The sequence below is a fragment of the Geodermatophilus bullaregiensis genome (assembly GCF_016907675.1).
GTDB lineage: Bacteria > Actinomycetota > Actinomycetes > Mycobacteriales > Geodermatophilaceae > Geodermatophilus > Geodermatophilus bullaregiensis.
This window is the reverse complement of sequence record NZ_JAFBCJ010000001.1, coordinates 1,090,866-1,115,368: the sequence shown is the minus strand read 5'-3', so window position 1 is coordinate 1,115,368 and position 24,503 is coordinate 1,090,866. Positions and strand designations below refer to the sequence as shown.

At 76.1% G+C, this 24,503-nt stretch carries 24 protein-coding genes and 1 pseudogene; 11 read left to right on the top strand and 14 right to left on the bottom strand.

Annotated features, from left to right (window positions below; genetic code table 11):
• The first annotated feature begins 8 nt into the window (after window positions 1-8).
• Together JOD57_RS05155 and JOD57_RS05150 are read left to right on the top strand one after the other, a co-directional pair.
• Window positions 9-1,844: a putative nucleotidyltransferase substrate binding domain-containing protein gene (locus JOD57_RS05155; protein ID WP_204690908.1), complete on the top strand. Its 1,836-nt coding sequence runs from the start codon at window positions 9-11 to the stop codon at window positions 1,842-1,844.
• Entirely contained in the window at window positions 1,841-2,515 is a 675-nt protein-coding gene (locus tag JOD57_RS05150; RefSeq protein ID WP_204690907.1) for a 3'-5' exonuclease, read from the top strand. Before JOD57_RS05155 ends, JOD57_RS05150 begins: the two co-directional genes overlap by 4 nt.
• A gap of 17 nt (window positions 2,516-2,532) precedes the next feature.
• Here JOD57_RS05150 and betA read toward each other — a convergent pair whose 3' ends face one another.
• The 3 genes from betA to JOD57_RS05135 form a co-directional block, all read right to left on the bottom strand.
• Window positions 2,533-4,236, bottom strand: a complete 1,704-nt coding sequence (betA, locus tag JOD57_RS05145; RefSeq protein WP_204690906.1) for a choline dehydrogenase — start codon at window positions 4,234-4,236, stop codon at window positions 2,533-2,535.
• A gap of 74 nt (window positions 4,237-4,310) precedes the next feature.
• The gene (locus JOD57_RS05140; protein ID WP_204690905.1) at window positions 4,311-5,483 is read right to left on the bottom strand and encodes an NAD(P)/FAD-dependent oxidoreductase; all 1,173 of its coding nucleotides are present in this window, start codon (window positions 5,481-5,483) and stop codon (window positions 4,311-4,313) included.
• Window positions 5,480-5,812 (bottom strand): bifunctional 3-phenylpropionate/cinnamic acid dioxygenase ferredoxin subunit, encoded by a 333-nt coding sequence (locus JOD57_RS05135; RefSeq protein ID WP_204690904.1) that lies wholly within the window; start codon window positions 5,810-5,812, stop codon window positions 5,480-5,482. Before JOD57_RS05135 ends, JOD57_RS05140 begins: the two co-directional genes overlap by 4 nt.
• A 113-nt stretch (window positions 5,813-5,925) precedes the next feature.
• Between JOD57_RS05135 and JOD57_RS05130 the strand changes: the two genes are divergently transcribed.
• Both JOD57_RS05130 and JOD57_RS05125 read left to right on the top strand, forming a co-directional pair.
• Window positions 5,926-6,714 carry an IclR family transcriptional regulator gene (locus JOD57_RS05130; protein ID WP_204690903.1) on the top strand — a complete coding sequence of 263 codons (789 nt, stop codon included), beginning with the start codon at window positions 5,926-5,928 and terminating at the stop codon, window positions 6,712-6,714.
• A 168-nt stretch (window positions 6,715-6,882) separates the two neighbouring features.
• Window positions 6,883-8,004, top strand: a complete 1,122-nt coding sequence (locus JOD57_RS05125; RefSeq protein ID WP_204690902.1) for an aromatic ring-hydroxylating oxygenase subunit alpha — start codon at window positions 6,883-6,885, stop codon at window positions 8,002-8,004.
• A gap of 71 nt (window positions 8,005-8,075) precedes the next feature.
• Here the strand turns inward: JOD57_RS05125 and JOD57_RS05120 are convergent, their stop codons facing one another.
• From JOD57_RS05120 to JOD57_RS05110, 3 genes are all read right to left on the bottom strand, one after another.
• Window positions 8,076-8,471, bottom strand: a complete 396-nt coding sequence (locus JOD57_RS05120; protein WP_204690901.1) for a hypothetical protein — start codon at window positions 8,469-8,471, stop codon at window positions 8,076-8,078.
• Window positions 8,472-8,626: 155 nt separating this feature from the next.
• The gene (locus JOD57_RS05115; RefSeq protein WP_204690900.1) at window positions 8,627-9,508 is read right to left on the bottom strand and encodes a polysaccharide deacetylase family protein; all 882 of its coding nucleotides are present in this window, start codon (window positions 9,506-9,508) and stop codon (window positions 8,627-8,629) included.
• 68 nt (window positions 9,509-9,576) lie between these two features.
• A complete protein-coding gene (locus tag JOD57_RS05110) occupies window positions 9,577-10,557 on the bottom strand; it encodes an asparaginase (protein WP_204690899.1) in 981 nt (326 codons plus the stop codon).
• A gap of 165 nt (window positions 10,558-10,722) precedes the next feature.
• Between JOD57_RS05110 and JOD57_RS05105 the strand changes: the two genes are divergently transcribed.
• A complete protein-coding gene (locus tag JOD57_RS05105) occupies window positions 10,723-11,556 on the top strand; it encodes an HpcH/HpaI aldolase/citrate lyase family protein (RefSeq protein WP_204690898.1) in 834 nt (277 codons plus the stop codon).
• Window positions 11,557-11,626: 70 nt separating this feature from the next.
• Window positions 11,627-12,646 (top strand): annotated as a pseudogene (locus JOD57_RS26705) (GGDEF domain-containing protein); the annotation flags it as partial.
• A gap of 30 nt (window positions 12,647-12,676) precedes the next feature.
• Here JOD57_RS26705 and JOD57_RS05095 read toward each other — a convergent pair.
• Complete coding sequence (locus JOD57_RS05095; protein WP_204690897.1) at window positions 12,677-13,384, bottom strand: class I SAM-dependent methyltransferase; 708 nt, start codon at window positions 13,382-13,384, stop codon at window positions 12,677-12,679.
• A gap of 225 nt (window positions 13,385-13,609) precedes the next feature.
• Here JOD57_RS05095 and JOD57_RS05090 point away from each other — a divergent pair, with 225 nt between their 5' ends.
• Together JOD57_RS05090 and JOD57_RS05085 are read left to right on the top strand one after the other, a co-directional pair.
• The gene (locus tag JOD57_RS05090; protein WP_204690896.1) at window positions 13,610-14,551 is read left to right on the top strand and encodes an AAA family ATPase; all 942 of its coding nucleotides are present in this window, start codon (window positions 13,610-13,612) and stop codon (window positions 14,549-14,551) included.
• A 228-nt stretch (window positions 14,552-14,779) separates the two neighbouring features.
• Window positions 14,780-15,538: a vWA domain-containing protein gene (locus JOD57_RS05085; RefSeq protein ID WP_307824477.1), complete on the top strand. Its 759-nt coding sequence runs from the start codon at window positions 14,780-14,782 to the stop codon at window positions 15,536-15,538.
• Window positions 15,539-15,598: 60 nt separating this feature from the next.
• Here the strand turns inward: JOD57_RS05085 and JOD57_RS05080 are convergent, their stop codons facing one another.
• The 3 genes from JOD57_RS05080 to JOD57_RS05070 all read right to left on the bottom strand — a co-directional run bounded on the left by JOD57_RS05080 (window position 15,599) and on the right by JOD57_RS05070 (window position 19,323).
• Window positions 15,599-16,585 (bottom strand): alpha/beta hydrolase, encoded by a 987-nt coding sequence (locus tag JOD57_RS05080; protein ID WP_204690895.1) that lies wholly within the window; start codon window positions 16,583-16,585, stop codon window positions 15,599-15,601.
• Between the two features lie 82 nt (window positions 16,586-16,667).
• Entirely contained in the window at window positions 16,668-18,671 is a 2,004-nt protein-coding gene (locus JOD57_RS05075; protein ID WP_204690894.1) for an alpha-amylase family protein, read from the bottom strand.
• 76 nt (window positions 18,672-18,747) lie between these two features.
• A complete protein-coding gene (locus JOD57_RS05070) occupies window positions 18,748-19,323 on the bottom strand; it encodes a TetR family transcriptional regulator (RefSeq protein WP_204690893.1) in 576 nt (191 codons plus the stop codon).
• 82 nt (window positions 19,324-19,405) lie between these two features.
• Between JOD57_RS05070 and JOD57_RS05065 the strand changes: the two genes are divergently transcribed.
• On the top strand, window positions 19,406-20,221 hold the full coding sequence (locus JOD57_RS05065; RefSeq protein WP_204690892.1) for a mycofactocin-coupled SDR family oxidoreductase: 816 nt from the start codon (window positions 19,406-19,408) through the stop codon (window positions 20,219-20,221).
• Window positions 20,222-20,270: 49 nt separating this feature from the next.
• Here JOD57_RS05065 and JOD57_RS05060 read toward each other — a convergent pair whose 3' ends face one another.
• On the bottom strand, window positions 20,271-21,575 hold the full coding sequence (locus JOD57_RS05060; RefSeq protein ID WP_307824476.1) for a PP2C family protein-serine/threonine phosphatase: 1,305 nt from the start codon (window positions 21,573-21,575) through the stop codon (window positions 20,271-20,273).
• A 249-nt stretch (window positions 21,576-21,824) separates the two neighbouring features.
• Here JOD57_RS05060 and JOD57_RS05055 point away from each other — a divergent pair, with 249 nt between their 5' ends.
• Complete coding sequence (locus JOD57_RS05055; RefSeq protein WP_204690891.1) at window positions 21,825-22,145, top strand: ArsR/SmtB family transcription factor; 321 nt, start codon at window positions 21,825-21,827, stop codon at window positions 22,143-22,145.
• A complete protein-coding gene (locus JOD57_RS05050; protein WP_204690890.1) occupies window positions 22,142-22,633 on the top strand; it encodes an SRPBCC family protein in 492 nt (163 codons plus the stop codon). Before JOD57_RS05055 ends, JOD57_RS05050 begins: the two co-directional genes overlap by 4 nt.
• A gap of 9 nt (window positions 22,634-22,642) precedes the next feature.
• Here JOD57_RS05050 and JOD57_RS05045 read toward each other — a convergent pair whose 3' ends face one another.
• The 3 genes from JOD57_RS05045 to JOD57_RS05035 form a co-directional block, all read right to left on the bottom strand.
• A complete protein-coding gene (locus JOD57_RS05045; protein WP_307824474.1) occupies window positions 22,643-23,095 on the bottom strand; it encodes a DUF5313 family protein in 453 nt (150 codons plus the stop codon).
• A gap of 51 nt (window positions 23,096-23,146) precedes the next feature.
• Complete coding sequence (locus JOD57_RS05040) at window positions 23,147-23,638, bottom strand: MarR family winged helix-turn-helix transcriptional regulator (protein WP_204690889.1); 492 nt, start codon at window positions 23,636-23,638, stop codon at window positions 23,147-23,149.
• Between the two features lie 68 nt (window positions 23,639-23,706).
• On the bottom strand, window positions 23,707-24,501 hold the full coding sequence (locus tag JOD57_RS05035; protein WP_204690888.1) for a hypothetical protein: 795 nt from the start codon (window positions 24,499-24,501) through the stop codon (window positions 23,707-23,709).
• Window positions 24,502-24,503 lie beyond the last annotated feature (2 nt).

The window sequence follows — 24,503 nt, the reverse complement described above, 5'->3', positions numbered from 1 at the left end:
GTCGGGCAGTGAGGGACGTCGCCGACTTCCTGCGCGCCCGGCCGCCGTTCGACGCCCTCGCCGCCGAGGACCTCGACCGGGTCGCCGCCGCCGCCGAGGTGGAGTTCCTGCGCGCCGGGGCCGTGGCCGTCGAGCAGGGGGAGGCGCCGCTGGAGCACCTGTACGTGGTCCGGCGCGGGGCGCTGGACGTCGTGCACGACGGCCGGGTCCTCGACGAGCTCGGTCCCGGGGAGCTGGTCGGCCAGGCCTCGATGCTCGCCGGCCTGCCCGCCCGCTTCAGCGTCGTGGCCGCCGAGGACACGCTCTGCTACCGGATCCCGGCCGCCGTCGCCCGGCCGGTGCTCGCCCGGCCGGAGGGGCTGCGGTTCCTCACCCGCTCCCTGCTGGCCGACCCCGTGCCGCGGCGGCTGGAGGTGGAGCCGGTCGTCGACGCCGCCCGCCGGCCGGTCACCGACCTGCTGCGTGCCCGGCCGGTCGTCTGCCTCCCCGGGACGACGGTGCGGGAGGCGGCCCGCCGGATGACCGAGGCCGGGGCGACGGCGGCGGTGGTGGCCGTGCGCGGCAGCGAGCTCGGCATCGTCACCGACCGGGACCTGCGCAGCCGGATCCTGGCCAGCGGCGCGAGCACCGACACCCCCGTCGAGGAGGTGATGACCTTCCCCGCGTACACGGTCGCCGCCGACCGGATGAGCGGGGAGGTCCTGCTGGACATGCTGGAGCGGGGGATCCGGCACCTGCCGGTCGTCAGCCCCGGCGGCCGGGTGCTCGGCGTCCTCGAGGACGCCGACCTGCTGGCCGCCGCCCCGCGCAGCAGCTTCCACCTCCGCTCGGCCATCGCCCGGGCCCGCACGGTGCAGGAGCTGGTCGAGGCCTCCGCCGGGCTCCGGCCGGCGGTGCTCGCCCTGCACGACGCGCGCGTGGCCGCCGCCGACGTCACCGGCGTCTACTCGGTGGTCTCCGACGCGCTGACGCGGCGGCTGGTGCAGCTGACCGTCGCCGGGCTCGGCACGCCGGCGGTGCCCTTCACCTGGCTGGCGCTGGGCAGTCTCGCGCGGCGGGAGGCCGTGCCCTCCTCGGACGTCGACAGCGCGCTGGTCTGGTACGGGTCGGCCGACGAGGACATGCAGGCCGAGCTCCGCCGGGTCGCCCGCGCCGTCGTCGACGGGCTGGAGGCGTGCGGGTTCCCGGCCGACACCCAGGGCGCGGTCGCCGCCCAGCCGCTGTTCATGCGCTCCTACGCGGGGTGGCGGCAGGCGGCCGCGAGCTGGCTGGCCGACCCGACGCAGGAGAAGGCGCTGGTGCTCGTCTCGCTCGTCGTCGACGGCCGCCCGGTCTGGGGCATCCGCAGCGGGCCGGCGCTGCCCGAGGTCTTCCGCGACGCCCGCCGGCACCCGCTGTTCCTCTCCCTGCTGGCCCGCTTCGCGCTCGGCCGCCGGCCGCCCACCGGCTTCCTCCGCGACTTCGTCGTCGAGCACGGGGGAGCGCACGCCGGCCGCCTCGACCTCAAGCGCGGCGGACTGCAGCCGATCGTCGACCTAGCGCGGTGGGCAGGCATGGCCGCGGGGGTGGCCAGCGCGTCGACCCCCGCGCGGCTGCGGGCCGCCGCGGACGCGGGCACCCTGCCGGCCGACGACGCCCGGAGCCTCCGGGAGGCCTTCGACCTGGTGCTGGAGCTCCGCCTGGACCACCAGGTCGAGCAGCTGCGCGCCGGTGGACAGCCCGACGACCACCTCGACCCCGCGGTCCTGGACCCGGTGACCCGGGGCGCGCTGCGCGAGGCGTTCCGCGCCGTGGCCGCCGTCCAGCGGCGGGTGGCCGGTCAGCTGCGGCAGGGCGTGCTGTGAGGCGGCCGCTGGCACGGCGGCCGGCCGGCGCGGCGGCCCGGGCCTACCGGGACGCGGCCCGGGTGCCGGCCGGAACGCCGTGGCGGGAGGCGTCGTTCTGCGTCGTCGACCTCGAGCTGACCGGCCTGGACCCCCGCCGGCACGAGATCGTGTCCTGGGGCGCGGTGTGCGTCGAGGGCGGCCGGGTGGTCTGCGGGACCGCCGCCGAGGGCCTGGTCCGCCCCGAGCGCGGCGTTCCGGAGGAGTCGGTGCGGGTGCACGGGCTGCGCCCGGCCGACCTGGCCGGCGCGCCGTCGCTCCCGGAGGCCGTCGACGGCCTGCTCGAGGTCATGACCGGGCGGGTCCTGGTCGCGCACGCCGCCTGGGTGGAGCGGGGCTTCCTCGGCCGGGCGCTGGCGGCCCGCGGCATGCGGCTGCGGACCCCGGTGCTCGACACCTGCGCGCTCGGCCGGCTGTGGCTCGCCGGCACCGGGACGACGCCGCCGGCCGTGGTGTCCCTGGCCGGCCTCGCCGAGGCGCTCGGGCTGCCCAGCCACCGCCCGCACGAGGCCAGCGGGGACGCGCTGACCACCGCACAGGTGTTCGTCGCGCTGGCCACCCTCCTCGAGGACGGCGGTGCCGAGACGGTCGGCACGCTGGCCGGTGCCGAGGCGCGGCTGCGCGTGCACTAGGGCAGGAGGGCCCTTCCTCAGGCCTGGCCGGCGGGCTGGACGGACTCGGCGGTCCCGGTGACCGGGCTGGGCCGGTGGCGGTGGAACTCGACGTGCTCGGGCGCCAGCGGGGTGTTGCCGAGGATCAGGTCGGCGGCCTTCTCGGCCATCATCATCACCGGCGCGTAGATGTTGCCGTTGGTGACGTAGGGCATCGCCGAGGCGTCGACCACCCGCAGGCCCTCCAGGCCGTGCACCCGCATGCTCAGCGGGTCCACCACCGACAGCGGGTCGGTGCCCATCCGGGCGGTGCAGGAGGGGTGCAGCGCGGTCTCGGCGTCCTTGGCCACCCAGCTGAGGATCTGCTCGGGGGTCTCGATCTCCGGCCCGGGGGAGATCTCGCCGGAGCTGAACTCGGCGAAGGCCGACTGCGCGAGGATCTCCCGGGCCACCTGGACGGCCTCGACCCACTCGCGGCGGTCCTGCTCGGTGGACAGGTAGTTGAACCGCATCGCCGGCTTCACCCGCGGGTCGGCCGAGCGGATCTTCAGGGTGCCGCGGGCGTCGGAGTACATCGGCCCGACGTGCACCTGGTAACCGTGGTCGCCGGCGGGCATCGTCCCGTCGTAGCGGACCGCGATCGGCAGGAAGTGGAACATCAGGTTCGGGTAGGCGACGTCGTCGTTGCTGCGGACGAAGCCGCCGGCCTCGAAGTGGTTGGTCGCGCCCAGCCCGCTGCGGAGGAAGAGCCACTCGGCGCCGATCCCGGGCTTGCGCCACCACTTCATGCCCGGCGCGATCGAGACCGGCTGCTTGCACGCGTGCTGGATGTAGACCTCGAGGTGGTCCTGCAGGTTCTCGCCGACGCCGGGCAGGTCGGCGACGACGTCGACCCCGAGCGCCCGCAGCTCCGAGCCGTTGCCGACACCGGACAGCTGCAGCAGCTGCGGGGTGTTGACGGCCCCCCCGCTGAGCACGACCTCCGCGGCGCGCACCGTGCGCACCGCACCCCGACCGGAGCGGTACTGCACGCCCACGGCCCGCTCGCCCTCGAAGAGGACCTTCGTGACGAAGGCCCGGGTCTCGACGGTCAGGTTGGGGCGGGACCGCACCGGCTGCAGGTAGGCGCGGGACGCGCTGAGCCGGCGGCCCCGGTGCACGTTGCGGTCGAAGGCCGCGAACCCCTCCTGTCGGTAGCCGTTGACGTCGTCGGTCAGCGGGTGCCCGGCCTCCTGCACGGCGGCGAAGAAGGCCTGGAACAGCGGGCTGGTCGCCGGGCCGCGCTCGAGGACCAGCGGGCCGTCGTGCCCGCGGAACGGGTCGTCGGCCGCGGCGGCCAGGCAGTTCTCCATGCGCTTGAAGTACGGCAGGCAGTGGGCGTGGTCCCAAGTCTGCATGCCGTCGTCGGCGGCCCAGCGCTCGTAGTCCAGCGGGTTGCCGCGCTGGAAGATCATCCCGTTGATGCTGCTGGAGCCGCCGAGCAGCTTGCCGCGGGCGTGGTGGACCCGGCGCCCGCCCATCCAGGGCTCGGGCTCGCTCTCGTACTTCCAGTCGTAGAGCCGGTTGCCGATCGGGATGGTCAGCGCCGCCGGCATGTGCACGAAGACGTCCCACAGCGAGTCCCGGCGGCCGGCCTCCAGCACCAGCACCCGGTTACCGGGGTCGGCGCTGAGCCGGTTGCCCAGGGCACTGCCCGCCGATCCGCCGCCCACGACGACGAAGTCGTACTGCCGGTCGGACACGGGTGCTCCTTCGTGGTCGCGGTCGCGCGCGGGGCGGAGGTGGTCGCTGGGGAGGGCAGTGGGCGGCCCCGGGGTCAGGGGACGGCGGGCTCGGCGGCGCGCAGCTGCCGCCGCCACCGGGTGAACAGGCGGGGCTGGTCCATCCCGAGCACGGCGACCGGGCGGCCGTCGCGCTCGTAGACGGCCAGGAAGCTGCGCTCCCCGGGATCGCCCTCGATCACCCGGACGGCGTCGCCGTCCCGGCGGTGGCCCGCGAACTGGATCCGGGAGCCGTACTGCTCGGACCAGAAGTAGGGTACCGGCGCCCGCGCGGCGGGCTCCTCGCCGAGCAGCGTGGCGACCGCGCCCACCGGCTGCTCGAGGGCGGCCGTCCAGTGCTCGCTGCGCAGCGGGCGGCCGGCCTCGGCCGACCAGGTCGCCGCGCAGTCGCCGACGGCGACGATCCCCGGCACGTTCGTGGCCCCGTGGGCGTCGGTGACGACGCCGTCGGCCAGCGCGAGGCCGGACCCGGCCAGCCACTCGACGTTCGGCACGGCGCCGATGCCCACGACGACGACGTCGGCGGGCAGCCGGCGCCCGTCGGCCAGCTCGACGGCCTCCACGCGGGGGGAGCCGACCAGGCGGGCCACGCCGGTCCCGGTCAGCAGCCGGGTGCCGTGGTCGGCGTGCAGCCCCGCGCAGACCGCGCCCATCTCCGGCCCCAGCGGGCCGGCCAGGGGGACCGGCAGGGCCTCGACGACGGTGACCTCGAGCCCCAGGCCGCGGGCGGTGGAGGCCACCTCGGCGCCGATGAAGCCCGCGCCGATGACGACCAGGGACCGGCCGGCGAGCAGGTCCGCGCGCAGCGCCACCGCGTCGTCCAGGGTGCGCAGGACGTGCACGCCGGCCAGCCCGCCGGTGCCGGGCAGCCGCCGGGCCCGGGCGCCGGTGGCGAGGACGACGCCGTCGGCCCGGACCTCGCTGCCGTCGGCCAGCCGCACCGTGCGCGTCGGGGCGTCGAGGCCGACCGCCGCGGTGCCCAGCCGCCACTCCAGGTCGAGTGCCTCGTCGGCGGCGGTGCCCAGGGCGACGTCGTCCGGCGTGCTCGTGCCGGCGAGCAGGTCCTTGGACAGCGGCGGGCGGTCGTAGGGGGCGTGCGGCTCGTCGCCGACGACCACGAGCCGGCCGTCGAAGGAGCGGGCGCGCAGCGCGCGGGCGGCCGACAGCCCGGCCAGGGACGCCCCGACGACCGCGACGGTCGCGGTCACGCCGCGCCCTCCTCGGACGAGGCGACGCGCACGTGGACCACGCCGTCGAGGACCGCCACCGCGTGCGTGCGCACGGGCGTCTTGGCCGGGGGACCCGAGGGCTCACCGGTCCGGAGGTCGAAGCAGGAGGCGTGCAGCGGGCACTCGACGGTGCAGCCCTCGAGCCAGCCGTCGGCCAGGGAGGCGTCCTGGTGCGTGCACGTGTCGTCGATCGCGTAGAACTCGCCGTCGACGTTGAACACGGCGATCGCCACGTCGCCCGTGACGTCGGCGGCCACGCGGGTCGCCTCCCCGGGAGGGAGGGCGCTCGTGGGACAGACCGGGATCATCGGACCTCCGTGGTTGCGGAAGACGCAACGTCGTGCTTCTGGCGGAACAGCCTGACAAGGAAGCGGAGTGGCGTCAAGGGACCCGCTGTGAGCGCGGTCTCTACGCTGGGGGAGTGAGCGTCGAGGTCCCCACCGGGGAGCGCGGGCCGGCGGCCCTGGTCCAGTCGGTCGACCGTGCGCTGGAGATCCTGGAGTTCCTGGCCGGGCGCGGCGAGGCCGGGGTCACCGAGATCGCCGCCGAGCTCGGGGTGCACAAGTCCACCGCCTTCCGGCTGGTCGCGGTGCTCGAGGGCCGGGGGTTCGTCGAGCAGCTGGCCGACCGCGGCAAGTACCGGCTGGGGTTCGGCATCGTCCGGCTGGCCGGCGCCGCGGTCGCCCAGCTCGACCTCGCCCAGGAGGGGCGACGAGTCTGCGAGGAGCTGGCCGCCGACGTCGGCGAGACGGTGAACGTCGCCATCCTCGACAGCGGGCGCGCCGTCAACGTCACCCAGGTGCGCGGCAGCGCCACGATCAGCACGCACAACTGGGTGGGGCACGGGACGCCGCTGCACGCCACCTCCAGCGGCAAGGTGCTCCTCGCGTACGCGGCCGTGCCGGTGCGCAAGGAGGTGCTCTCCGATCCGCTGGAGCGCTTCACCGAGGCGACGGTCACCGACCCCGACGTCCTGGAGCGGCAGCTGTCGGAGATCGCGGTGCGCGGGTGGGGCGCCACCGTGGAGGAGCTCGAGATCGGCCTCAACGCGGTCGCCGCCCCGGTGCGCGACCCCGACGGGCAGGTCATCGCGGCGGTCAGCGTGTCCGGCCCGTCGTTCCGGCTCTCGCCGGAGTCCCTCGACGGGCTCGGGTCGCGGGTCGTCGCGGCGGCCGACGAGCTCAGCCGTCGCCTGGGCTACTTCGGCTGACCCGACACCCGCGCCGGGTGTTGTGCAAGACGCAACGCTCGGCGTAATCTGCAACAGCGTTCCCGACCGGTTGGCCGCGAGGGACGACGGGTCCACCGTGCTCGCAGTGCTCAGTCCGACCGCCGGCGTCCTCCCGCGGGGCGCCCGACGCCACCCCGAGGTGCCCGCATGACCGCGACCGACCTGCCCGCCAGCCTCATCCGCACGCTGCCCGGTCAGTACTACACCGACCCGGCCCTCTTCTCCCTCGAGCAGACGCGGGTCCTCGAGACGATGTGGACCTGCGCCGTGCGCTCGGCCGACCTCCCGGCCCCCGGCGCCTTCCGCAAGGTCCAGGTCGGCCGCGAGAGCGTCCTGGTGGTGCGCGGCCGCGACGGGCAGCTGCGGGCGTTCCTCAACATCTGCCGGCACCGCGGCGCGCAGATCTGCACCGAGGACGCCGGCCAGGTCAAGCGGTCCCTGCAGTGCCCGTACCACGCCTGGACCTACGACCTGTCGGGCAAGCTCGTCGCGGCGCCCAACCTCACCAAGATGCCCGACGTCGACCGGGACCGGTACGGCCTGGTGCCGGTGCACCTGCGCGAGTGGCTGGGCTACGCGTGGGTGTGCCCGGCCGACGAGCCGCCGTCGTTCGAGGACGACGTGCAGGGCGCGATCGCCGAGCGGCTCGGCGACCTGGCCGCCATCGAGCGCTACGACCTCGACACGCTGTCGGTGGGCCGGCGGATCACCTACGACGTCGCCGCCAACTGGAAGCTCATCGTCGAGAACTTCATGGAGTGCTACCACTGCGCGACGATCCACCCGGAGCTCACCGAGGTGCTCCCGGAGTTCGCCGACGGCTACGCCGCGCAGTACTTCGTGGGGCACGGCGCCGAGTTCGGCGAGGACGTGCAGGGCTTCACCGTCGACGGCAGCGAGGGCTTCGGCAAGCTCCCCGGCGTCGAGGACGACCAGGACCGCCGCTACTACGCCATCACGGTCAAGCCGACGGTCTTCGTCAACCTGGTGCCCGACCACGTGATCTTCCACCGCATGTACCCGCTGTCGGTCGACCGCACGGTCGTCGAGTGCGACTGGCTCTACTCCCGCGAGGTCGTGGAGTCGGGCCGGGACGTGTCGCGGTCGGTCGAGCTGTTCCACCGGGTCAACGAGCAGGACTTCGCCGCCTGCGAGCGCACGCAGCCGGCCATGTCCTCGCGCGCCTACGCCGACGGCGGGGTCCTCGTCCCCTCCGAGCACCACATCGGGGCCTTCCATGACTGGCTGACCCAGCGCCTGGCCGGCTGACACCCGCACGGCACCACGGAGCCGGCGGGCCGCGGTCCTCCCGGCTCCGCTGCGTCCCGGGCCGCGTCGGCTCAGCGGCCGTCCGCGCAGGAGGTGAGGACGCGCCCGCCCAGGGCCTCGAGCAGCACCGTCGTGCCCTCGACGTCGGCGAGCGTCCGGCTCCGCCCGGACGACGGGGGACCGGCCAGCCGGAGGGCGAGCAGGGCGCCGAGAGCCGGCACCCGGTCCCGGGGGACGGCGCGGGGGACGCCGGGCAGGCGCACCGGTGCGTCGCCCCGTCCGGGCAGCGTCCCGCCGACGAGGTCCGTGACGCGCACCGAGCGGCGCAGGGGGTCGGCGAGCAGGCGGTCGAGCACCCTGCCGGGTGCGCCGGGTGCGGCCACCACCAGCGGCGGTCCGGCCCGCGCGACGTGCTCGGCCCAGGCGTCGCCGCCGGTGTCCAGCCCGCCGGCCGCGGTCCCGTGCACCAGCGTCACGGGACGGCGGCGGTCCGGCGGCGGCAGGTCCGCGCCCGGTGCCGGTGGCAGGGGCCGTGCGGGACCCGAGGACGGGCGAGGCCCGGTCCGCGGCCGAGGGGGCACCGCACGCACCGCACACGCCGGACCTCCGGTGGGTCCGGGTGTCAGGCCCGGCGGGGGGAGCGGGCGGCGAAGTCGTCGGCGATCTGCTCGAACGTCGTCCAGCGGACGCCGGCGTGGGCGTTCACGTGGGCGATGAGCCGCTCGAGCATCAGCAGCACCTGCGGGCGGCCGGAGACGTCGGGGTGCACGGTGAAGGTGACCACCGCGTAGTCCATCTCCCGGTACACCCAGTCGAACTGGTCCTGCCACATCTCCCCGAGGTGGCGGGGGCTGACGAAGCCGTGGCTGTTCGGGCTGGCCTTGACGAACATCATCGGCGGCAGGTCGTCGAGGTACCAGTTCGCCGGGATCTCGATGAGGTCGGTCTCCTCGCCGCGGACCAGGGGGTGCATCCAGGTGTCGGCCGGCTGCGAGTAGTCGATCTTCGTCCAGCTGTCGCCCACCCGGACGTAGTACGGCTCGAAGTCCCGGTGCATGAGCGAGTGGTCGTAGGTGATGCCGCGCTCGAGCAGCAGCTCGTTGGTGACCGGGGAGAACTCCCACCAGGGCGCGACGTAGCCCCTGGGACGGCGTCCGGCCCGCTTCTCGATGAGGTCGATGCAGCGGTCGAGCACCGCCGACTCCTGCTCCCGGCTCATCGCGATGGGGTTCTCGTGGCTGTAGCCGTGGACGCCGATCTCGTGCCCGGCCGCCACGCAGGCGTCGAACTGCTCCGGGAACGTCTCGATCGAGTGGCCCGGCCAGAACCAGGTCGAGGGCAGGCCCTGGCGGCGGAACAGCTCGAGCACCCGGGGGACGCCGACCTCGCCGGCGAAGACGCCGCGGGAGATGTCGTCGGGCGAGTCCTCCCCGCCGTAGGACCCCAGCCAGCCACCCACCGCGTCGACGTCGACGCCGAAGGCGCACAGGATCTCCTTGGGCATGCGCTTCTCCTCTCGTGGTGCCCCGGTCGCGATCTGCGGCCGGGTCGGTGCGGAGCCGGGCGTGGCGGTCAGGCGGCGGCGGTCCAGCCGGCGCGGACCGCGTCGGGGTCGGCGTACAGCCCGAGGAGGACGGCCAGCAGCACCCGCGCCTGGGAGGGGCGCAGCAGGCCGGCCGGCAGCGCCCCCGCCGCCAGCAGGTCGGTGCCGCCGCCGTCGCCGTAGAGGGCCGCGACCGGGCCGGCCGGCACCCGGGTGGAGGTGACGACCACGACGCCGGCGGCGGTGAGCTCGCCCACCGCCCGGCAGATCGCCGGGTTGGCGTTGCCCGCCCCGGTGGCCTCCAGGACGATCCCGCGGGCGCCGGCCGCGGCGAAGGCGTGCAGGCCGGTGGCGTCGGCGTCGGGGTGGCAGGCGACGACGTCGACCCGGACGCCGGCCGGGTCGAAGCGGGCCAGGTCGAACGGCGGGCGGCGCACCGGCAGCCGCTCGACGCGCAACGCGTCGCCGTCCACCCGTCCCAGCGGGCCGGCGTCGGGGGCGCCGAAGGTGTCGGCTGCCAGGGTGTGGCCCTTGCGCGTGCCGCGGGCCGGGAACACCCGCCCGCCGAAGGACACCAGGACACCGAGGTCCCGGGCGGCCGGGCTGGCGGCGACGACGATCGCGTCGGCGAGGTTGCGGGGCCCGTCGCCGTCGGGCGCGTCGGCGGGGCGCTGGGCGCCGGTGAGCACGACCGGGCGGGGGTCGGCGTGGAAGAGGTCGAGGAGGAACGCCGTCTCCTCGGTCGTGTCCGTCCCGTGGGTGACGACGACGCCGGTGACCTCCGGGTCGGCCAGCTCCCCGGCGACCGCGCGCGCGACCTCGGTGCCGAGCGCCAGCGTCATCCGGTAGCTGCCGACGCGCACGACGTCGCGCACCCGGACCTGCGCAGCGGTGCGGTGGCCGAGCCGGGTGAGCAGGTCGGCTCCGCTGTCCTGCGCCGTGGACGCACCGCGGTCGTCGGTGCGGGTGGCGATCGTGCCGCCGGTCGCGAGCACCGTGACGAGGGGCAAGGGAGGGCCTCCGGAGGCGGGGGTGTGACCCGGCTCACGCTAACGCCTGCGCCGGCCGGCGGCCCCGGCCCGCCGGCCGGGGCGGGCACGGTGGGCCTCCCCACACGCCGGCCTCGCGCGTCGGGCGGCGGGGGCGGCCGGGCTGCCGACGAGGATGGACGCGTGATGGCGCGCAGCAGAGTCGGTCCCGACGACGCCCGGTCGTGGTTGCTGGTCGACGGCGCCCGCCCCGAGCTGTTCGACGCCGCCCACGGGTCGCGCGCCGACCAGGTCGTGCTCGACATCGAGGACGCCGTCGACCCCGCGCGCAAGGACGAGGCCCGGACCGGGGTCGTGCAGTGGCTGTCGGACGGCGACCGGTCGGCGTGGGTGCGCATCAACGACCACGAGACGCCGTTCTGGGAGGACGACGTCGCCGCCCTGTCCGGCGTGCCCGGGCTGCTCGGCGTCGTGCTGGCCAAGGCGGAGGCCGCCGAGCACGTCACCGAGACCTTCGACCGCCTCGGCGGGTCGACGCCGGTCCTGGCGCTGGTCGAGTCGGCGCTGGGCATCGAGGAGTCGGTCGGCATCGCCCGCGCCCGCGGCACCTTCCGGCTCGCCTTCGGCAGCGGCGACTACCGCCGCGACACCGGCACCGGCGCCGACGATCTCGCCATGGCCTACCCCCGCTCCCGCCTGGTCGTGGCCAGCCGCATCGGCGGGCTGCCCGGCCCCATCGACGGACCGACGGTGAGCGCGAGCCTGCCGGTGCTGCGCGAGCAGAGCGCGGTCACCGTCTCCCTCGGCCTCACCGGCAAGCTCTGCCTCGACCCCGACGAGGCGCCGGTGGTCAACGAGGTCATCAGCCCCGCGCCGTCCGACGTCGCCTGGGCGCAGGACTTCCTCGCCGACTTCGAGGCCCGCGGCCAGGTCATCCGCGACGGCAGCGACAGGCCCCGCCTGGCGCGCGCCCGCCGGATCGAGCGGCTGGCCCGGACGTTCGGCGTCCGGCCCGCCTGAGCCCGCCCTGCCCCACCCGATCGGGTGGGGCGGGGGTCGTCTGCGCAGGTCAGCGCGCCGATGGCAGGGCATGGACCTGCACCGGCTGTGCGAGCCCCGGGACGAGACGTTCGCCGCGCGTGCCTCGAGCGCGCTGTTCCTCGTCGGCGCGGTCCTGCTCGCCGTCCACGTGCTGGTGGAGCCGGTGCCGATGCCGGACTTCGCCCACCCGCTGTCGTGGGCGATGTTCGTCGTGCTGCTGACCTGCTCGGCCCTGCCGTCCGTGGTCCCACCGGCGGCGATGACCCGCGCCGGGGTGTGGCTGGTCCTGCCGGTGGCCGCAGTCGCCACGATCGGGGTGCTCGCGGACGTCTTCCCCGACCAGCTCGACGTCGCCCACCTGCTGCTGGGGCTGCCGGTCCTCTTCGCCGCCTCGCAGATGCACGCCGCGGCGGCCGGGTCGGTCACCACCCTGGCGATCGGCTCCGACGTCTCCGCCCTGCTGGCCGCGCAGCCGGTGGCCGAGGCGCTCGTCGACGGCCTGTTCGTCGCCGCCGTCCTGGTGCTCACCACCGTGCTGCTGGTCCTGGTGATGGAGCGCATCGACCGGCTGGTCGCCGAGCTGCGGCGCCAGGCCGCCGTCGACGGCCTCACCGGGCTGGTGACCCGCCCGGTGCTCGACGAGGCGCTGACCAGCGCGCTGTCGGCCGCGGTGGCCCACGAGGGCTCGGCGCTGGTGCTCGTCGACGTCGACTCGTTCAAGTCGGTCAACGACTCCCACGGCCACCCGGTCGGCGACGACGCGCTGCTGCACATCGCCGGGATCCTGGGCGGTCACGTCCGGGCCGCCGACGCCGTCGTCAGCCGGCTCGGCGGTGACGAGCTGGCCGTGCTCCTGCCGGGGTGCTCCGCCGAGGTGGCCGCGGCCCGGGCGCACGAGCTGGTGGACGCCGTCGCCGCCGCGCCGCTGCGGCTGGCCGACGGCACCCTGCTCGCCCTGTCGATCAGCGTCGGCGTCGCGCACGCCCCGAGCCACGCCACCGAGCTGCGGGCGCTCTACGCCGCGGCGGACGCCGCGCTGTACGCCGCCGAGCGGGGCGGCCGGGGTCGCGCCCGCGTGGCGGCCGGCCGCGCCGCCGGCTCAGACGGCGGTGGCGGTCAGGAAGGTGCAGATGCCGTCGCCGTACTGCGACCGCTGGCGGATCCCGGCCAGCCACAGCAGCGCCATCTCCAGCCGGTAGGCCACGCGCACCGGGCCCCGGTAGAACGTGTCGCCGCCGGCGGTCACCTCCACGTCGTCGAACCCGGCCAGCCGGACGTGCTCGCTGAGCATCCAGTCGGGGAGGATCGTGATGTGCCCGGGCTGGTGGTAGTGCCGCGGGCCGAAGATGTACGGCGCACCGCGGAGCAGCATCTTCAGCCGTGAGTGCGGGTGCGTGATGTTCGGCGTGCTGACCAGGAGCTTGTCGCCCGGGCGCAGCAGGGAGCGGATCGAGCGCAGCACCTGCCGCGGGTTCTCCACGTGCTCGAGGGTCTCGACGCACACGACCATGTCGAACGGGCCGCGGGTGTCGTCGGTCCAGTCGGGCGCGTCGAGGTCCAGCCGGTGGATCCAGTCGTGCGGCGGGTCGAGGTCGGTGGGGACGACGTCGAAGCCGGCGTCGCGCAGCCGCAGCGCCAGGGCGCCGCAGCCGGAGCCGACCTCCAGCACCCGCCCGCCGTGGGGCAGGGCGGCCCGCACCAGCTCCAGCGCGTACTCGTGCACGCCCGGCGCGGCGTGGATGCCGTGCCCCTGGTAGTCGTTGACGGCGGGGGTCCGGCGCCCGGAGGCCTGCTCGACGTCTGTCACCTCCCCACCCTGTCAGCCGTGCCGGCCGGCCGGCGACCGCGCCCCGGACGGCGCGTCCAGGGAGCGCGGTTGCAGAACCATGCGCAGGGTCTTAGCGTCCCGACCGGGCGGGGTGACCCGGCCCGGACCGCGACCGAGGAGCCGACCACGTCACCGCAGCCGCAGCCCCCGTCCGGCCCGCCCGCGCCGGAGCCCGTCGACGACACCGTCGTCACCGGCTCGCGGGTGACCTCCGCCGAGGGCGCCTCGGTCCGCGAGGTCCGCCGCCGGGTCGCCCGGCACCTGGTCGGCCGCGAGCACGAGCTGGACCTGCTGCTCGCGGCCGTGGCCGCCGGCCGCGACGTGCTGCTGGAGGGTCCGCCGGGGACGTCGAAGTCGACACTGCTGCGGGCGATCACCACCGAGTGGGGCGTGCCCCTGGTCTTCGTCGAGGGCAACGCCGACCTGACCCCGACCCGGCTGGTGGGCCACCACGACCCGGCGCGGGTGCTGCGGGAGGACTACACGCCGGAGAACTTCGTGCCCGGCCCGCTGGTGGAGGCCATGCGCGCCGGCGGCTTCCTCTACGTCGAGGAGTTCAACCGGGCGCCGGAGGACGCGCTCAACACGCTGCTCACCGCGATGGCCGAGCGCCGGATCGCCGTCCCCCGGGTGGGCAGCGTGGCGGCGCTGCCGACCTTCCGCGTCGTCGCCTCGATGAACCCCTACGACAACGTGGGCACCACCCGGCTGTCGAGCTCGGTGACCGACCGGCTGGTGCGGCTGGCGGTCGGCTACCAGGACGCCGCCGCCGAGCGTGGCATCGTCGGCCGGCGCACCGGCGTGGAGTCGCCGCGGCTGGTGGCCGACGCCGTGGCGCTGACCCGCGCCACCCGGGGGCGCGACGACGTCCGGCAGGGCAGCAGCGTGCGCGGCGCGATCGACCTGGCGCTGGTGGCCGCCCAGCTGGCCGCCATGCGCGAGGTGCCGCTGCCCGACGAGCCCGCCCTCGAGCCGCCCCGCGGCCTGCCCGAGGACTACACGGCTGCCGTGCTCGACGCGCTGCTGCTGGCGCTGTCGGGGCGCATCGCGCTCGACGAGACCGTGGAGGTCCCGCCCGAGGCGGTGCTCCGCGAGATCTGGGAGGACCACTTCCTGCTGCGCCCGGCGGCCGCCGGGCCCGGTTGAAGAGAGGTCGCGGCCGACTCGCCGCTGACCCGCCGCCGGGAGGGCGCGCCGCGCGGCGCGCGGCCGCTGCGCCGGCGGCCCAAGCAGCTCACCGCGGAGCCCGCGCTGTACCGGCCCGCGCCGGGCGGCGGCGGGCTGGCGCTCAGCTCGGGGGACCGGCGGCGCACCGCGGCCGCCGGGCCGCCAGGGGGCAGCGCGCCGGGCACGACCGACGAGCCGGCCGAGCTGGTGCCGCTGGCCGACCTCGACCGGGCGGGTGCCGCCGACGCCGAGACCCGCCGCCGGGCGCAGGCCATCGCGCGGCGGCTGTCCGTACCGCGCCCGCCGCAGGACCGGCGGCCCCGCCGCGGGGTGGGCGAGCTGCGCAGCCTGCCGTGGAGCGGCGGCTCCGACGAGCTGGACCTGGAGCGCACGCTCGACGCCCTGGCCGGGAAGCCCTTCCCCGAGGACCGCGACGTCGTCGTCCGGGAGCGGGTGCGCCAGCGCCGGTCGGTGGTGCTCGTCGTCGACGTGTCGGGGTCGATGAGGGGCGAGCGGGTGCGCACCGCGGCCGCCGCGGTCGGCGCGCTGGCCGGGGAGCTCGCCCGTGACCGGGTCGGCGTCGTCGCCTTCTGGTCCGACGCCGCGGTGCTCGTCCGCCCCGGCGAGCAGGTGGGCCCGCTCGCCGTCCTGGACCTGCTGCTGCGGGTCCCCACCCAGGGCCTGACCAACGTCACCTTCGCGCTCGAGACCGCCGGCCGGCTGCTGGCCGGTGTCCCGGCCCGCGACGCGCGGGTGCTGCTGCTCAGCGACTGCGTGCACAACGCCGGCCCCGACCCCCGGCCGACCGCCGGCCGGCTGCCGCGGCTGGACGTGCTGCTCGACGTGTCGGGGGAGCGGGACGTCGACCTCGGCCGCGACCTCGCCCGTCTCGGCCGCGGCCGGCTGCGGCTGGTCCGCGGGCACCCCGACGTCGCCGCGGCCCTGGGCGCCGTCTTCACCGACTGAGGAAGGACCTCTCTGCCCCCACCGCTCGCAGGCTCGCGGCGGGCCCCTGCAGGGGGGCCGTCATGGCTCGGCGACGAGGGCCTGACCGGTGCCGCTGCCCTGGGGGGCCAGGGCGGCGGTCTGCTCCGCGCACAGCTCGGCCAGCGCCTGGGACGCCGAGCGGCACAGCCGCGGGAAGGCCAGGAACCCGTGCGGCATGCCGACGTACTGCGTGAGCCGCACCGGGACCCCGGCCGCCCGGAGCGCCTCGGCGTAGCGGTACCCGTCGTCGCGGATCGGGTCGTGCTCGGCCACCTGGACCAGCGCCGGCGGCAGCCCGGAGTGGTCGGGAGCGAACAGCGGCGAGGCGTAGGGCGCCCGCGGGTCCTGCCCGCCGAGGTAGTGGTCGCGGAAGGCGAGGCAGTCGGCCCTGGTCAGGATCGGCGCGGAGGCGTTCTCGTCGATCGACGGGCTGCTCATCGTGAGGTCGACCGAGGGGTAGACCAGCCCCTGGTGGGCGATCGGCGGCCCGGACCGGTCGCGGGCCATCAGGCTGACGACGGCGGCCAGGTTGCCGCCGGCGCTGTCGCCCATCACCGCCACCCGCGCGGGGTCGGCACCGAGCCCGGCCGCCCGCTCCACGACGTCGACCAGGGCCGCGTAGCAGTCCTCGGCCGCGGCCGGCCAGCGGTGCCCCGGCGCCAGCCGGTAGTCCACCGAGACCACGACGGCGCCGACGGTCGCCGCGACGTTGCTGCACAGCCAGTCGGCGGCGTCCAGGCTGCCGAGCGTCCAGCCGCCGCCGTGGAAGTTCACGACCAGCGGCAGCGTGCCCGCCGCCTGCTCCGGGCGGTAGGTCCGGATCGCCACCGGCCCGGCCTCACCGCGCGCCGCGCCGTCGGTCAGCCGCACGCCGGGCGCGACGCCGCCGAGGAGCAGGTCGGTCACCGGGTTGTGGCCGATGCGCCGGGTCTGCGCACGGCGCAGTCGCTCGTCGTCCATGGTCGCGACCGACAGCCGGCCGAGCGCCCGGCCCAGCAGCCGCACCCGCAGGTCCATCCGTGCCATGTCGTCCCTCTTCTCGGGTGGGGTGTCTCGGGTGGGGGTGTCCCGGGTGGGGGTGTCCCGGGTGGCGCTGTGGCGGGTCGGGTCAGGGCTCGGCGAACCAGGCCCAGCCGAGGCCGGGGACGGTCAGCCGGCCGTCCCGGACGCCCAGCGGGCCGTCGCTGGCGTGCACCTGGGCGAAGGTGCCGAAGCCGGTGACGGTGTCGGCGTCCACCTGCTGCGGGTGCGGGGAGACGTTGGCGACCCCGACGAAGGTGCCGCTGCGCGGGTGCCGGCGGCGCCAGACGAGGACGGCGTCGCTGCCGGCGTCGAGCACCTCGGGCTCGGTGCCGCCGCGCAGCGCCAGGAGCGAGCGGCGGACCTCCCCGAGCCGGCGCACCGCGGCGAAGACCCGCCCCTCCAGCGTGGCCGGGTCGGTGCGGCGGGCCGCGGCGCCCCAGTCCATGGGCGGGCGGTGCATCCAGCGGTTGTCCGGCGCCCGCTCGGGGTCGTCGAGGTACCCGGTGTCGTTGCGCAGCGCCAGCTCGTCGCCCATGTAGAGCAGCGGGATGCCGCCGAAGGCGTAGGCGACGGAGTACAGCAGCAGCAGCCGCCGGACGCCGGCGTCGAGCGCGGCGGGGTCGTCCCGCTCCAGCGCGTCCTCGATGCCGCACAGCGACGCCGCCGAGCCGGAGACCCGCGCGTCCCCGGTCGCCTCGTTCTCCTGGAACAGCGCGCCCCGGGCGAAGGAGCCCGGGAACCGGCCGGAGTAGAAGTCGTTGAGGAAGCGCCGGTGGGCGAAGCCGTCGAGGCCGACCGCGCCGGCGTCGGCGTCGGTGATCGCCCAGCCGATGTCGTCGTGGCCGCGCACGTAGGTGACCCAGGTGGTCGTCGGCGGGATCGGCCGCATCCGCCGCAGCGCCTGCCGGGCCAGCCGGACGTCGCCGGTGGCCAGGCTGCTCCACAGCAGCACCATGAGCGAGTTGTGGTACGCCAGCTCGCACTCGGGCCGGAAGCGCTCGTGCGCGCCGAGGTAGGCCACCAGGTCGTCGGGGGCGACGATCGCCTCGGCCTTGAAGACGACGCCGGGCGCGGCCAGCCGGGTCAGCGCGTGCAGCAGCTGCAGCAGCGTGTGCCCCTCGGGCTGGTTCTGGCAGCTGGTGCCCATCCGCTTCCACATGAACGGCACGGCGTCCATGCGGAAGACGTCGACACCGCGGTTGGCCAGCCAGGTGATCTCGCCGAGCATCGCCAGCGTGACCTCGGGGTTGGTGTAGTCGAGGTCCCACTGGTAGGGCCAGAACGTCGTCCACACCCAGCCGCCGGCGCCCCCGCACGCCTCCGGGACCCAGCTGAACGAGCCCGGCGCCCGGTCGGGGAAGACCTCGGGGATCGTCGCGTCGTAGGCGTCGGGCAGGGTGCGGTCGGGGAAGGCGCTGTAGAAGCCGGCGTAGGCGGGGTCGCCGGCCAGCCAGCCCTGCGCCCAGGGGTGCTCGCGGGCGGTGTGGTTGAGCACCAGGTCGATGCACAGGCTCATGTCCCACGCGTGCAGCGCCGCGGCGGCCGCCTCGAGGTCGGCCATGGTGCCCAGCCGCGGGTCGACGGCGCGGTAGTCGGCCACCGCGTAGCCGCCGTCGTTCTCGCCCTCGCGCGGCTCGAGCAGCGGCATGAGGTGCAGGTACGTGGTGCCGAGCTCCTCCAGGTGGTCGAGGTGCTCGGGCAGCCGGTCGAGGGTGCCGCAGAACCGGTCGACGTAGCAGACGTAGCCCTGCACCCGCGCCCGCAGGAACCAGCCCGGGTCGATCTCCCGGCGCCGGTCGAGCCGCCGCAGGGCCGCCGGGCGCTCGGCCGCCGCGGCCAGGGCGGTCCGCAGCGCCCTCTCGAACAGTGCGTCGGCGCGGTCGCCGTAGAGGAGGCCCAGCGGCACGTGCACGTCGAACAGCGCCAGCTCGGCGCGGGTGACGAAGGCGTCGGCCTCGGCCTCACCCAGGGCGGCGGTGGCGTCGGCGGCCAGCCGCGGCCGCAGCGCCGTCCACGCCCGGACGGCGGCGTCCCGCCGCGCTGCCGCGGAGCCGGCCGCGCCCGCCCCCGGTGTGTCCCCGCTCACCACGGCTCGACCCTAGAAGGACCCCCTGCCCCCCGCCCCTCGCAGGCTCGCGGCGGGACCCTGCCGGGGCCGCCCGGCGCTACGTGCCGGTCGGATGCACCTCGACCGCGGCGAGCGCCCGGTCGGCCAGCCGGGCGAACTCCTCCGGCGGCGTGGCCGGGTCCCAGGTGCGGAACGCCGACGTCAGGGCCGCGCCGGCCGTCGCGGCCACCAGACGGGCGGCCAGGGCGTCGCCCGCGAGGCGGCCCGAGGCCCAGGACTCGAGGGCCGCCTCGACGTGGCGGTGCACCTCCACGGGGTAGTCGCGAAGCTCGCCGGAACCGGCCACGCGCCGGTAGACCACGAGCAGGTCACCGGGACCCTCCCGGACGACGGCACGGCAGATGGCGCACGCGTCGGCCCACACGTCGTCGGTCCGCGGCGCCTCCTCGGTCAGACGCTGCAGCAGGCCGGTCAGCTCGGGATCGGGGTCGAAGAGGGCCGCGGCCTTGGTGGGGAAGTAGTTGAAGAACGTCCGGCGCGAGGTCCCGGCCGCCGCCACGACGTCGTCCACGGTCACCGCGGCGAGACCGCGCTCGGCGACCAGGCGCACGGTGGCCTCCCGCAGGGCCCGCCACGTCGCCAGCCGGTGTGCCTGCCGGGGCGTCTGCGTCACGCCCGCGACCCTAGGACCTTGCACTCAGTGCAACCCGTGCCTAGCGTGACCTGCGGCACACCACCGGACGAGGGAGACGCACGTGGCCGGACGGGTCGAGGGCAAGGTCGCGCTGGTGACCGGCGCGGCGCGCGGGCAGGGCCGGGCGCACGCCGTCCGGCTGGCGGCGGAGGGAGCCGACGTGGTGGTCGTCGACGTCTGCGGGGAGCTGCCCGACGTCGCCTACCCCTCGGCGACCGAGGAGGACCTCGCCGAGACCGTCCGGCAGGTGGAGGCGCACGACCGGCGCGCGGTGTCCGCCGTCGTCGACGTCCGCGACCTCGCCGGCCTGCAGGCGGCCGCCGACCGTGGCGTCGCCGAACTCGGCCGGCTCGACGTCGTCGTCGCCAACGCCGGCATCTGCAGCCCGCGGCCCTGGGACCAGGTGGCACCCCAGGTCTTCCAGAACACGATGGACGTCAACGTGACCGGCGTCTGGAACACCGTCATGGCCACCGCGCCGCACCTGGTGCAGGCCGGCGGCGGCTCGATCGTGCTGGTCAGCTCCGCGGCGGGCCTCAAGGTGCAGCCGTTCATGGTCCACTACACCACCAGCAAGTGGGCGGTGCGCGGGATGGCCAAGGCCTTCGCGGCCGAGCTCGCGAGGCACTCGATCCGGGTCAACAGCCTGCACCCGACCGGCGTGGCCACGGGCATGGGCGGCGGTGACATGCAGGCGGTCCTCGGCGCCGCCATCGGCGGGGACCCCAGGCTGGCGCCGATGTTCAGCAACCTGCTGCCGGTCGACATCACCCAGCCCGAGGACGTCGCCGACGTCGTGCTGTTCCTCGCCTCCGACGAGTCCCGCTACGTCACAGCCCACGAGATGGCCGTCGACGCCGGCGTCTCGGAGTTCTGACGGTCGCCGCTGTCCGCCACCGGGCGCCGAGGAGCGGCGGACCGGCCGGTCAGCCCCGGGTGGGCAGGACGCGGACGGCGAGCACCGCGAGGTCGTCGTCGGTGCGGTCGGGGACCACGCGGGTCAGCAGCCGGTCGCACAGCGCGTCGGCCGGCAACCCGCCGAGGCCGCGCAGCGCACCGGTGAGGCGGACCAGCCCCGAGTCGATGTCCAGCCGTCCCGCCTCGACCAGCCCGTCGGTCACCAGCAGCACCGTCTCCCCGGGCCGGACGGCGACCTCGTGGTCGGTGCGGGGCGAGCGCTCCTGGATGCCGAGCAGCCGCTCGGCGCGGGAGGTGAGCAGCCGCACCTCGCGGTCGGGGGACACCAGCAGCGGCGGCAGGTGCCCGGCCGACGACCAGCGCAGCGACCGCGTGCCGTCGCCGTCCGGGAGCTCGAGGCGGGCGACCAGCGCGGTGGCCAGGGTGCCCCGGTGCAGGCCGGTGAGCACCCGGTCGACCCGGTCCAGCGTCCGCGCCGGGCTGTCGGGGGAGTCGTAGGCCAGCGTGCGGACGGCGCTGCGCAGCTGGGCCATCGCCGCGGCGGCCTCGACGCCGTGGCCGGTGACGTCGCCGATGACCAGCAGCGTCGCGCCGTCGGGCTGGAGGACGGCGTCGTACCAGTCGCCGCCGACCAGGGCCTGCGACCCGGCCGGCCGGTAGCGGACGGCGATCTCGAGCCCCTCCGGCTGCGGCGGCGGGGTGAGCAGGCTGTGCTGCAGCGTCTCGGCCACGCGGAGCTGGCGGCCGTAGAGCCGGGTGTTGTCCAGCGCGAGGGCGCCCCGGCGGGCCACCTCCAAGGCCAGCGCGACGTCGGCCTCGCCGTGCGGCGGCCGGTCGCCGCTGCGCACCAGCGACAGCACCCCGAACGCCGAGCCGCGGGCCTGCAGCGGCACGAGCAGGCTCGACGTGGGGTCCAGCTGCTGCCAGGCGGCGCGCACCGGCCCCTCCGGCAGCGACTCCGGGCCGACGTCGGGGTCGAGCTCCGTCAGGTGCACCGGCCGACCCGACCGCATCGCGGCCGTCAGCGCCGACTGGTCGCGCGGGGCGCTCACCCGCCCGGCGAGGTAGGTGTCGACGTCGGCCAGGCGTGCGGGGTCCCGGTGCGCGCGAGCCGTGCGGCCCGGGGCGCCGTCGCCGGCGAGCACGGTGACCGTGGCCCAGTCGGCCAGCCGCGGCACCACCAGGCGGGCCAGCCGGTCGGCGGCCTCGCCGGTGTCGAGCAGCTCCGCCAGGGAGTCGGTGACCCCGGCGAGGAAGCGCACCCGGTCGTGCTCGCTGCCGGCCACGGGGGCGAGGGCCGGCAGTCGCGACACGGCGTCCCCCGGGCCGCCGGGACGCAGCGGAGCGGGTTCGCCGACGGAGTGTCCAGTCACCTCGGCTCCAGGTCGGGGCGCCGGTCGTCGATCGGCATTCGGGAGGCAGCGTACGTCAGCGGGGGTCCCGGACCCCGGTGCGCGCGACCCGCGTCCCGTCGCTCCGGCGCGCAGCCGGGCCTTGCCGGGGTGCACCGACCGGGCGTAACGTACAACCTCGTGGTTGTAGATCAGCCCGATCCGGACGCCGTGGACCGCGTCTTCGCCGCTCTCGCCGACGCCACCCGCCGCGACATCGTCGCCCGGGTGCTGCGGGAGCAGGCGTCGGTCTCGGCGCTCGCGCGCAACTACGCCATGAGCTTCGCGGCGGTGCAGAAGCACGTCGCGGTGCTCGAGCGGGCCGGGCTGGTCACGAAGGAGCGTCGCGGCCGCGAGCAGCTCGTGCGGGGCGACGTCGGCTCCATCCGTGCGGCCGCCCGGCTGCTCGGCGCGTACGAGGAGCTCTGGCGCGCCCGGATCGGCCGCCTCGAGGGCGTCCTCGCCGAACCTCCCGGAGGAGGACCGTCATGACCGTCGTCGACACCACCCAGGACCTCGACGCCCTGACCCTGACCATCGTCGCCGAGCTCGCCGCCCCGCCGGAGCGCGTCTGGCAGGTGTGGGTGGACCCGCGCCAGCTGGAGCGCTGGTGGGGCCCGCCGACCTGGCCGGCCACATTCACCGAGCACGACGTCGCCGTCGGCGGCCGGTCCGCGTACCACATGACCGGTCCGGACGGCGAGCGAGCACACGGCTGGTGGCGGATCACCGCCCTCGACGAGCCGCGGTCGCTGGAGTTCGAGGACGGGTTCGCCGATGCCACCGGCCGGCCCGACGACGGCCTGCCCGTGATCCGGGCCCGGGTGGACCTGGAGCCGACCCCGGCGGGGACGCGCATGACCGTGCGCTCGCGGTTCGCCGACCGGGCGCAGATGGAGCAGGTCCTGGCGATGGGCGTCGTCGAGGGCATGACCGGCGCGATGGGCCAGATCGACGACGTCCTGCTCACCGCGGTGTGACCGCAGTCGTCAGCGGGCGCGGCGGTCCCGGTAGCGGGCCGCCCGCTTCGCGGCGGCGGCGCGCCGGCGCTCGGAGTCGCGCGCGTCGCGGCCGGCGGACGCCCGGTCCCGCAGGGCCTGGGCGGTGCCGGCCGGGTACCCGGCCTTCTTCACCCGGTTCTCGGTGGCCTCGGGCATGTAGGCGATCGAGAAGGCCAGGCCGAGGATGAGGCCGCCGAGGGCGGCCAGCCCGCGGATCCAGAAGGGGCCGGGGACCAGCAGCAGCACCAGGGCGACGGGAACGGCCAGCTGCACCAGCGTGCGGGCCACGTGCCGCAGCACCCAGGTGCGCGTCGTCGTGTCGAACAGCACCCACGTGTGGTGGCGGGCGGGCAGTCCCGCGCCCATCGCGTACCCCAGCCAGCGCAGGACGCTCGGCCGCTGCCGGGGGATCGGAGGGGCGGTGTCCTGGTCGGGGTGCACGGGTCCCTGTCTACGCCTCGATCATGGGTACGCCAACCATTGGTGCACCAATCATGCTGTCGGATCGGTCACTGCGCCGTCGTCCATCGCCTGCTGCGAGGCGTCGATGACCCGGGTGAGGGCGGAGTGCAGCGCCTGCAGCTCGTCGACCGGCATGCCGAGGTTCTCGACGATGCCGGCGGGGATGGCCTCGGCCTCGGCTCGCAGCGCCCGGCCGCGCTCGGTGAGCGCGATGGCCAGGGCCCGCTCGTCCCGGGGGTCGCGGTCGCGCCGGACCAGGTCGGCCGCCGCCAGCCGCTTGACGAGGGGGGAGAGCGTCCCGGGGTCGAGCTGCAGGAGCCGGCTGAGCTCCTTGATCGACAGCGGGCCGTGCTGCCAGAGCGCCAGCATGACGAGGTACTGCGGGTGGGTGAGGCCCATCGGCTCGAGGAAGCGCCGGTAGACCGCGACGACGTTGCGGGCCGCCACGGACAGCGCGAAGCAGACCTGCCGCTCGAGGGCGAGGGGATCGGTGGCGGTGGGGGCCGCGTCGACGGACTGCACCCCTGGATGGTAATCCGGTGTTGCCCCAACGATTGGGGCGCCAGGCGCGGGCCTGCGTGCCGTCCCGGTCAGCCGCCGGCCAGGCGGCGGGCGCGGGCCCGCGGGTGCTCGAGCAGGCCGTCGACGAGCTGCTGCAGCCGGGGGAGGCGGCCGGCGGCGTCGTCGCGGAGGACGCCGAGCGAGTCGTCGCCGCCCAGCGCGACCGGGACGTGCGGCGGCAGCGTGGCGAGCAGCCCGGCGGCCCCGTCCCCGGCAGCGGCCACCTGGCGGGCGCTGAGCCGCACGTAGCCGAGCGCGTCACCCAGGGCGTCGACGACGGCCTCGACCTCCTCGGGCGTGCACGCGCTCACCGGCACGTCGAGGACGACGCCGCCGGCGCTGGGCGCGACGACCGCCACCGCGTCGGCGACGAGGTCGGGCCGGTCCGCGGGGACGGGCGCGAGCAGCGGCAGCAGCCGGTAGGGGCGGGCCTGCTCGGCGAGCCGCCCGAAGACGTCGGCGCGCTGGGCCGGGCCCAGGTCGCCGGTCGCGAAGCGGGCGGTCACGTACCGGGCGCCGAAACGGGCGCCCAGGTCGAGCACCCGGCCGTGGCCGGCGTGGACGTCGTCACGCGGCAGCCCGGTGCCCAGCTGCACGCGCCCCACGTCGAGGACGGTCACCCGGGTCTCGAGCAGCAGCGCGACCAGCCGGGCGAGGTTGCGCTCGCCGGCGCCCCCTCGCCACCACGGCTCGACCTCCTCGGTGCCGCCGACGTGCAGGCCGATCGAGTGCCACCCGGTGCCGGGCAGCGCCTCGGTGAGCTCCAGGGCGTCGTGCGGGTGGACGACGGACTGGTGCACCGCCAGGCGGTTCGCAGCACGCACGG